The following is a 7,401-nucleotide window of genomic DNA, read 5'->3' on the forward strand; positions in this document are numbered from 1 at the left end:
ACGCAACCGAGAGTCATGTCTGTCAGCTCGTCTTCGTCCCTGTCCACGTTCGCCGCGCTCTGGCGGCTGAAGCCCTTCGTGCAGCCGATCCTCGGCCGCCTCATCGGCGGCGCGCTCAGCGCGCTCGCCGCCGCCGTGATCGCCCTGATGATCCCGATCGTTCTCGAGCAGGTCGTGAAGGAGTTCGATCTGGGAGCGGGCGCCGACGGCTCGGTCGGGTTCATCCTCGTCGGCGCGTTCGGCGTGCTGGCCCTCTCCCTCGGCGAGGCGGTGATGGTGTGGCTGCGCCGCTGGTTCGTGCTGACCCCGGCCACCGAGGTCGAGTATCAGATGCGCTCGGAGCTGTACTCGCGACTGCAGGGCCTTCCCGTCGCCTTCCACGACCGCTGGCAGTCGGGTCAGCTGCTCAGCCGCATGATGCAGGACATCAACATCATCCGGCGGTGGCTGGCGTTCGGTCTGATCCTGCTGGTCGTCAACATCCTCACCATCGCGATCGGCGCGGTGCTGCTGTTCCGCTGGCACTGGCTGCTCGGCGCGATCTTCCTCGTCACCGGCGTGCCGATGTGGATCCAGGGGTACCTGTTCGAGAAGCGCTACGGCGCGCTCGCCAGGCGCAGCCAGGATCAGGCCGGTGACCTGGCCACCAGCGTCGAGGAGAGCGTGCACGGCATCCGCGTCCTCAAAGCGTTCGGGCGGGGCAAGCACGCTCTCGTGCGGTTCAGCCGCCAGGCCGAGACCCTGCGCGAGACCGAGCTGCGCAAGGGGCGCGCGATCGCCGAGATCTGGTTCTGGCTCGACCTCATGCCGCAGATCGCGTTCGGGCTCAGCCTCATCTCGGGCATCTGGCTGATCGTGCAGGGGCAGATCGACGTGCCGCAGCTGTTCGCGTTCTTCGCGATGGCCGCCGTGCTGCGCTGGCCGATCGAGTCGATCGGCTTCTTGTTCTCATTCATGCTCGACGCGCGCACCGCGACCGACCGGGTGTTCGAGATCTATCAGGAGACGAACACGATCACCGACCCCGCGCAGCCGGTGCGGCTCGACGAGCCCCGCGGCGAGCTGGCGTTCGAGGGCGCCCGGTTCCGCTACCAGGACGCGGGTGCGCACGAACGAGACCTGCTCGACGGGATCGACCTCGTGCTGCGCCCGGGCGAGACCATGGCACTCGTCGGCCTCACCGGGTCGGGCAAGACCACCCTGACCACGCTGCCGGCCCGCCTGTACGACGTGACGGGCGGTCGGGTCACCCTCGATGGCGTCGACGTGCGCGACCTCGAGCTGTCCGAGCTGCGCCGGCACGTGGCGATGGCGTTCGAGGACGCGACGCTGTTCTCGGCATCCGTGCGTGAGAACGTGCTGCTCGGCCGCGCCGATCTCGACATCCACGGCGCCGAGGGGGAGCGGGTGCTGCGCGAGGCGCTGGATGTCGCCCAGGCCGGGTTCGTCGACACGCTGCCCGAGGGCGTCGAGACGGTCATCGGCGAAGAGGGGCTGAGTCTGTCGGGCGGCCAGCGTCAGCGCCTGGCGCTGGCGCGTGCCGTCGCCGCAGACCCGAAGGTGCTCGTGCTCGACGACCCGCTGTCGGCTCTCGACGTCGACACCGAGGCGCTCGTCGAAGAGGCCCTGCGTCACGTTCTCGCCGAGACGACCGCGCTTATCATCGCCCATCGCCCGTCGACGGTCGCGCTCGCCGACCGGGTCGCGCTGCTCGAGCGGGGACGCATCACCGCGGTGGGGACCCACTCCGAGTTGCTGCGCACCAGCACGCACTACCGGCATGTGATCTCGAGTCTGGAGGCCGAGGAGGCGGCGCGCACCGGCGCGATCGACATCATCACCGACGCTTCCGCGGGCCCAGCGACCCAGATCGACGAAGAGGAGGTGCAGGCATGAGCATCGCAGGCACCCAGGGCGAAGACCGCTCCGACTACACGAAGGCCGAGAGCCGCGCGATCCGGCAGCGGTCGCTGCGTCTGCTCGGCTCGCTCATCGCTCCGCTGCGGCTGCGCATCGTCATCGCCGCGCTCGTGCTCGTCGTCTCGACGGCGCTGCAGGTGGCTGGTCCCATCCTCATCGGCATCGCGCTGGACCGGGCCCTGCCGCAGCTGCTGCAGACGGCCGACTGGATGCCGGCGATCACCGTCACCATCGTCTATCTCGTCGCCGGCATCCTGGCCTCCGCGCTGATCGGGCTGTACGTCGTGCTCGCGGCCCGCATCACGCAGGCCGTGCTGCTCGACCTGCGCAAGCGGATCTTCCTGCACACCCAGCGCCTCAGCCTGGAGTTCCACGAGTCGTACACCTCCGGCCGGATCATCTCCCGTCAGACGAGCGACCTGGATTCCATCCGGGAGCTGCTCGACGGCGGTCTGAACAACCTCGTCTCGGGCCTGCTGTTCGGGCTGTTCACGTTCATCGCGCTGGTGATCGCCGACTGGCAGTCCGGTGTGATCCTGCTGCTCGCGGGCATCCCGCTGGTGGTGCTGATGCGCTGGTTCTACAGCCGCTCGCAGGCCGTCTATCGCGAGTCGCGGGTGATCAGCGCGAAGGTGATCGTGCAGTTCGTCGAGACGATGACGGGGATCCGCGCCGTCAAGTCGTTCCGCAAGGAGCCTCGTAACGACGCCGCCTTCCGCGCGGTGGCCGGTGACTACCGCGACGTCAACCGCCGCTCCATGGTGCTGTTCGGCACGTTCGAGCCGGGGCTGATGGGCATCGCGGCGCTCACCCTCGCGGCCGTGGTGCTGTGGGGCGGTCTGCGCGTCGCCGACGGCGTGCTGGGCGTCGGCGTGCTGCTCGCGACCGTGCTGTACGTGCGCAACTTCTTCGCGCCGATGCAGGAGATCGCGATGTTCCTGAACTCCTACCAGTCGGCCACCGCGGCGCTCGAGAAGGTCTCGGGCGTGCTCGATGAGCAGCCGACCGTGCCCGACCCGGAGAAGCCGGTCGACCTGTGGGAGTCACGCGGAGCGATCCGCTTCGACGACGTCACCTTCGCGTACAACGACGACAAGACGATCCTGCCGGACTTCTCCCTCGACATCCCGTCGGGGCAGACGATCGCGCTCGTCGGCACGACGGGTGCGGGCAAGTCGACCCTCGCCAAGCTCGTCTCGCGCTTCTACGACCCGACCGCCGGGCGGGTGACACTCGACGGCGTCGACCTGCGGATGCTGCACCCGAAGGATCTGCGACGCGCCATCGTGATGGTGACGCAGGAGGCGTACCTGTTCAGCGGCACGGTCGCCGACAACATCGCGCTCGGCCGGCCCGATGCGACGTTGGAGGAGATCCGCGCCGCCGCACGTGCCGTCGGCGCCGACGGGTTCATCTCGTCGCTGCCCGACGGGTACAACACCGACGTCAACAAGCGCGGCGGGCGCGTGTCGGCCGGGCAGCGTCAGCTGATCTCGTTCGCGCGGGCGTTCCTCGCCGATCCCGCGGTGCTGATCCTCGACGAGGCGACGGCGTCGCTCGACATCCCGTCCGAGCGACTCATCCAGGAGGCGCTGCAGACCCTGCTCGCCGACCGCACGGCGATCATCATCGCGCACCGCCTGTCGACGGTCGCGATCGCCGATCGCGTGCTGGTGATGGAGCACGGGCGGATCATCGAGGACGACACCCCCGCCGCCCTGATCGGCGGCACGGGGAAGTTCGCGCAGCTGCATGCGGCCTGGCAGCAGACGCTGGTCTGAGAACCGGTGCCCTGGCAGCGGGGCTCAGGTCTGAGAATAGATTGATGTCCTGGCAGCAGACGCTGGTCTGAGAATAGGTTGATCACGTGGATCCGATCCTGCTCCTTGCCGCCGAGTGGTGGTGGGTCGCTCCGGCGGCAGCCGGAGCGGGTGCGACCGGGTACGCGATGGCGCGAAGGCGGGGGACGGTGAACGGCAGACGACTCGGCTACGACGCGGCCCGGCTCGAATTCCGGCGCGCGCAGCTCGATGCGCGGGCCGCGGCGGACGCGGCCCGCGTCGCCAGGGCGGATCTTGCGAGGGTCGCCGCCGACAGGGCGGCAGCCCGAGCGGATGCCTCGGCCGTGGCATCCGCTCGCCGCGCGCTGCGCGACGCCCAGCTGGCGGCGCGCGCCGCCGCCGCTCGCGTGAAGGCGAGCCGGGTGCGGATCTCGACGGAGCGGTCGTCGATGTCGGCCGGCGTGCTGCCGCTGGAGCGGCTGCGCAGCCGCCACGACGCGCTGCTCGCACGCTGGATGGAGTACGAGACCGACCCGGCACGGGCGATCGCCTTCCCGCAGATGAGCGACGGACGTCAGCCGGCGACGGCGGCGTTCCTCGTCGCGCTGCAGCGTGCGCGCGACGCCAGGCCGAGACCCGACTCGCGGATGAGTCCGGAGGAGTTCGGCGCGTACCGGGTGGCCGTCGAGGATCTGGAGCGTGCCTTCGACATCGCCGAGCGGGCAGCCCGCGGCGAGCGGGTGGAGCCCGAGCTGCCGGATGCCCTGTGGGATGCCGCTCGCACGATCGCGATCCGCACGTCCGACTCGGTCATCGCCTGGACGACGAGGAAGCGCCGCCGGTCCTGACCGGACGACTCGTCAGCGGTCGACGCGGATCTGCGCGATGACCTCGGAGTACTCCGTCTCGCCGATGGGCTCGAACCCCACGCGACGGAAGAACGCCTCCGGGCCGTCCTCGCCGGCCTCGTAGATGACGTTCACGTGGTCGACGCCACGGGCACGGGCCTCGTCGACCAGCACCTGCACCGCGAAGCTGCCGACGCCGCGGCGCTGGTCGTCTGCGTCGACGTTGATGCGCCAGAGCACGCTGCGGAAGTGCTCGTCAGGGGTGTCGGCGTCGAAGCTGGCGCTCACGAACCCGACCACCTGATCACCGTCGAGCACGACTCGCTGCCACGACGTCTGAGGGTTCACGACCGTCGCGGCGATGCCGTACGACACCGGAGCCAGGAACTGCTCCTGGCCCGGACGCAGCGACAGCTTGTTCACGGCGACGATCGTCGCAGCGGAGAGTTCTTCTACGCGCAGTTCCGTCATGACCCCAGGCTAGCGCGTCACCCCCGATCCGTGGCAGAGCGGAGTCACGGGGCGTGACCGGGGCTCGCGGAGAAGACTCGGGTATCTTGGTATCGAGATAAATCTGCCCCCGCGAACGGAGATCCCCGGTGACCGACGACGCCATCATCTACACCTACACAGACGAGGCGCCGGCTCTGGCCACCGCCTCGTTCCTGCCCATCATCAAGGCCTACACCGGTCAGGCGGGCATCGAGGTGGAGACCCGCGACATCTCGCTGGCGGGTCGCATCCTCGCCGCCTTCCCCCAGAAGCTCGCCCCCGAGCAGCAGGTGGGCGACGCGCTCGCCGAGCTCGGCGGCCTCGCCACGCTGCCCGAGGCGAACATCATCAAGCTGCCGAACATCTCAGCATCCATCCCTCAGCTCAAGGCCGCCATCGCCGAGCTGCAGGAGAAGGGCTTCGACGTTCCGGACTACCCCGACGAGCCGCAGTCGCTCGACGAGAAGGACGTCCGCGCCCGCTACGACAAGATCAAGGGCTCGGCCGTGAACCCGGTACTGCGCGAGGGCAACAGCGACCGCCGCGCCCCGCTCGCGGTGAAGAACTACGCCAAGAAGCACCCGCACCGCAACAAGCCCTTCGCCGAGGGAACGAAGACGCGCGTCGCCACCATGGGTCACGACGACTTCAAGAGCAACGAGCGCTCGTGGGTCGCCGCCCACGACGACGTGCTGAGCTTCCAGCACGTCGCCGCCGACGGCACCATCACCGTGCTGAAGGAGGGGCTCAAGGTCCTGCCGCGCGAGATCATCGACGCCACGTTCCTGTCGGCGGCGCACCTCGACGCCTTCCTCGCCGAGACCCTCAAGCAGGCCGAGGCCGACGACGTGCTCTACTCGGTGCACCTCAAGGCGACCATGATGAAGGTCAGCGACCCGATCATCTTCGGGCACGTCGTGAAAGCCTTCTTCAAGGACGTCTTCGCCCAGTACGGCGACCAGCTCGCGGCGGCCGGTCTCAGCGCCAACGACGGGCTCGGCTCGATCCTCGCCGGACTGTCGACGCTCGCCGGCGGCGAGGAGATCGCCGCGGCCTTCGAGCGCGCGATCGACAACGGCCCCCGCCTGTCGTACGTCAACTCCGAGAAGGGCATCACCAACCTGCACGTGCCCAGCGACGTGATCGTCGACGCGTCGATGCCGGCGCTGGTGCGCAACGGCGGAAAGCTGTGGGGCAAGGACGGCGGCGAGGCCGACACCATCGCGGTCATCCCCGACTCGTCGTACGCCGGGGTCTACCAGGCCGTGATCGACGACGTCATCGCGAACGGGCCGCTCGACCCGGCGACGATCGGCACCGTGCCGAACGTCGGCCTCATGGCTCAGGCCGCCGAGGAGTACGGCAGCCACGACAAGACGTTCGAGATCGCGTCGGACGGCATCGTGCAGGTGCTCGACAGCGAGGGAACGGTGCTCATCGAGCACACCGTCAGCAGGGGCGACATCTGGCGTGCGACGCAGACCAAGCACATCCCCGTGATGGACTGGGTCAAGCTCGCCGTGACGCGCGCACGCGCCACCGGCGTCCCGGCCGTGTTCTGGCTCGATGCGAACCGCTCGCACGACGCGCAGATCATCGCCAAGGTGCACCAGGGACTCGCGACGCTCGACACGACGGGCCTGACGATCACGATCCTCGCGCCCGAGGAGGCGACCCGGTACACGCTGGCGCGCATGCGTCACGGCCTCGACACCATCTCGGTGACGGGCAACGTGCTGCGCGACTACCTGACCGACCTGTTCCCGATCCTCGAGGTCGGCACGAGCGCGAAGATGCTCAGCATCGTGCCGCTGCTGGCCGGCGGCGGTCTGTTCGAGACCGGCGCGGGGGGCTCGGCGCCGAAGCACGTGCAGCAGCTGGTCGGCGAGAACTACCTGCGCTGGGACTCGCTGGGTGAGTTCTTCGCCCTGGCCGCCTCGCTCGAGCACTTCGCCGACCGCACGGGCAACGAGAAGGCACGGATCCTCGCCGAGACGCTGGATGCCGCGACCGGCACGTTCCTCGAAGAGGACCGGTCACCCGGGCGTGCGCTGGGCACCATCGACAACCGCGGCAGCCACTTCTACCTCGGCCTGTACTGGGCGCAGGAGCTGGCGAAGCAGACGAAGGACGCCGAGCTGGCGGCCGCATTCGCACCGATCGCCGAGACGCTCGCCGCGAACGAGCAGACGATCGTCGACGAGCTGAACGCCGTGCAGGGGCAGCCGGTCGACATCGGCGGCTACTACCGTCCCGACGCCGACAAGGTCGACGCCGCGATGCGCCCGTCGGCGACGTTGAACGGTGTGATCGACGCGCTCTGACGCCGGAGACGGAAGAGGCCGGATGCTCAGCATCCG

General features: G+C 69.2%; 5 protein-coding genes. 4 read left to right on the forward strand and 1 reads right to left on the reverse strand.

Annotated features, from left to right (window positions below; all coding sequences use genetic code 11):
• The first annotated feature begins 15 nt into the window (after window positions 1-15).
• The 3 genes from ACWGSM_RS07590 (at window position 16) to ACWGSM_RS07600 (ending at window position 4,549) form a co-directional block, all read left to right on the forward strand.
• Window positions 16-1,896: an ABC transporter ATP-binding protein gene (locus tag ACWGSM_RS07590; RefSeq protein WP_452322314.1), complete on the forward strand. Its 1,881-nt coding sequence runs from the start codon at window positions 16-18 to the stop codon at window positions 1,894-1,896.
• Window positions 1,893-3,701, forward strand: coding sequence for an ABC transporter ATP-binding protein (locus ACWGSM_RS07595; protein ID WP_452322315.1), 1,809 nt, complete (start codon window positions 1,893-1,895; stop codon window positions 3,699-3,701). Before ACWGSM_RS07590 ends, ACWGSM_RS07595 begins: the two co-directional genes overlap by 4 nt.
• Window positions 3,702-3,787: 86 nt before the next feature.
• Window positions 3,788-4,549: a hypothetical protein gene (locus tag ACWGSM_RS07600; RefSeq protein WP_452322316.1), complete on the forward strand. Its 762-nt coding sequence runs from the start codon at window positions 3,788-3,790 to the stop codon at window positions 4,547-4,549.
• A 12-nt stretch (window positions 4,550-4,561) separates the two neighbouring features.
• Here the strand turns inward: ACWGSM_RS07600 and ACWGSM_RS07605 are convergent, their stop codons facing one another.
• Window positions 4,562-5,020 (reverse strand): GNAT family N-acetyltransferase, encoded by a 459-nt coding sequence (locus ACWGSM_RS07605; RefSeq protein WP_452322317.1) that lies wholly within the window; start codon window positions 5,018-5,020, stop codon window positions 4,562-4,564.
• A gap of 128 nt (window positions 5,021-5,148) precedes the next feature.
• On the opposite strand from ACWGSM_RS07605, the gene ACWGSM_RS07610 reads away from it, so the two are divergent.
• Entirely contained in the window at window positions 5,149-7,365 is a 2,217-nt protein-coding gene (locus tag ACWGSM_RS07610; RefSeq protein ID WP_452322318.1) for an NADP-dependent isocitrate dehydrogenase, read from the forward strand.
• Window positions 7,366-7,401: the final 36 nt, after the last annotated feature.

The sequence above is a fragment of the Microbacterium sp. NPDC055521 genome (assembly GCF_053619695.1).

Excerpts from the sequence above, each read along its gene's own strand:
- ACWGSM_RS07590 (WP_452322314.1), top strand. The coding sequence starts at position 16 with ATGTCTGTCAGCTCGTCTTCGTCCCTGTCCACGTTCGCCGCGCTCTGG.
- ACWGSM_RS07595 (WP_452322315.1), top strand. The coding sequence starts at position 1,893 with ATGAGCATCGCAGGCACCCAGGGCGAAGACCGCTCCGACTACACGAAG.
- ACWGSM_RS07605 (WP_452322317.1), bottom strand. The coding sequence starts at position 5,020 with ATGACGGAACTGCGCGTAGAAGAACTCTCCGCTGCGACGATCGTCGCC.